Below are 1657 nucleotides of genomic sequence, written 5' to 3'. Positions count from 1 at the left end.
CATGTCATGGGCAGAATTCAGCGCTCGCCACCGCACCGACACCAACGAGCGGCATTGAAACACCAGTGATCGGTCACCGTCGAATACGCGCGAACTCTATGAATATTCATATTTCAGATCCGGTCGAGACGGCGTCGGGGAGAGACGGAGACAGGCGGGTGAACCGAGTACGCGGCCACACAGACGGCAGGCACCCACCCAGACCTACCCGACGCGCCCGCGCAGCCGCACAGGTGGACATGCCGAACCTGCACATCTGGTTGGATCAGATACGCCAAGAGCGAGGCTGGTCACGCGAGATCGCCGCCGCTCGCGCCCGGATCAGCACGGCCTACCTATTCAAGATCGAACACGGCCGGTCCCTCCCCACCATCGACACCCTGGCCAGCATCGTGCAAGGCTACGACCTCGACACCGCTCAACGTCGCCACACCTACGACTTGTGGAACCCGCCCCGGCGGCTTCCGGCCGACGACGACCTACGGCACCAGATCGCGACACCGGAAGTCAACGCCCATCTCGCCCATCTGGATTCCGCCCACATCATCTGCGCCTACACCACTCCCCTGGCGACCGTGCTCACCGCCAGCGACCGGCTGTATGACGCGCTTCCCGGACTTCGTCACTCCGGTAACAACCTAGCGTTGTGGTTCTTCCAGCCGTCCGCGCGCGAGCTGGTCGTCGACTGGGATGACGAAGCACCACATGTCGTCGCCGCGCTGCGCGCTGCCATCGGCCCATATCGCAACAGCCACCATGCTCGGGCCCTGCTGCGCACCCTGGCCGCCGATCCGCAGTTCGCCGAGCTCTGGCGGGCACACCCCACCGCCGTCAGCTATGGCCGCCCATCCGGCAAGCCTGTTCTATTGCAGCACACCGGTTCTCCCGATCCGGCCGCTATCTCGCTGCAGATCAGCGAATTCCGCAGCCCGCACGCCATCGTCGTCGCCTACGGCATCAGCAACACCAGCGCGGGATGCAAGTAACAGTCCGTGTCACAGCACCTTCCAAGGCAGAACATCATGCGTGTTTTCATGACCGGGATGGCTCACATCACCGGGGACCCGCGACCGATCACAGGAATAGACCTCATCGCTGCCGAGCCAGGACTGCTCGATGCCCTGCACGAGGTCGGACTCTCTCGCTATCGGCACGCCCGCAATTCACCTATCGACATGGCCGCAATGTGCATCGCGGAAACGCTCGACCAATCCCCCATCCCGGCGTCCAGGATCGACATCCTCATGCTCGCCTCCTCCACCATAGGGTTCGGCCAGATCGAAAACACCGAACTCCTGCACCTGAGTGAGCGTTTCGGTCTCACCCACGCCACACCGATCGGGGTCTCGGCCGCCGAATGCGCCAACTTCGGCACCGCCTTACATCTCGCCCGCACCCTCGTCGCTTCCGGCGAGGCCCGCACTGTGCTGCTGGTGACCACCGACGCCTGCACCACACCCGAACAGCGCTTGCTCCGTCAAGTCAACTCCGTCGTCAGCGACGGCGCCGCATCCTGCCTCGTCACCACAGAACCCGCGCGCATCGAAATCCTCGCCACCGCCACCGCCACCAATCAGCTGATCCGCGCCGCCACCAACCCCGACGCCATCGCCGCCCTCACCCGCCGCACCCTCATCGGTCTGGTCGACAACGCGCT

General features: G+C 64.5%; 2 protein-coding genes. Both read left to right on the top strand.

What is annotated here, in order from left to right:
- Nucleotides 1-239 precede the first annotated feature (239 nt).
- Nucleotides 240-986 carry a helix-turn-helix domain-containing protein gene (locus tag A5780_RS11410; protein ID WP_197521724.1) on the top strand — a complete coding sequence of 249 codons (747 nt, stop codon included), beginning with the start codon at nt 240-242 and terminating at the stop codon, nt 984-986.
- Between the two features lie 48 nt (nt 987-1034).
- Nucleotides 1035-1657, top strand: a 623-nt coding sequence (locus A5780_RS11405) for a hypothetical protein (RefSeq protein ID WP_197521723.1), incomplete at its 3' end; no start/stop codon positions are given.

This window comes from Nocardia sp. 852002-20019_SCH5090214 (assembly GCF_001665865.1).
Lineage (GTDB): Bacteria > Actinomycetota > Actinomycetes > Mycobacteriales > Mycobacteriaceae > Nocardia > Nocardia nova.
The sequence above is the reverse complement of the archived record's forward strand: the minus strand, read 5'-3'. Positions and strand labels throughout refer to the sequence as shown.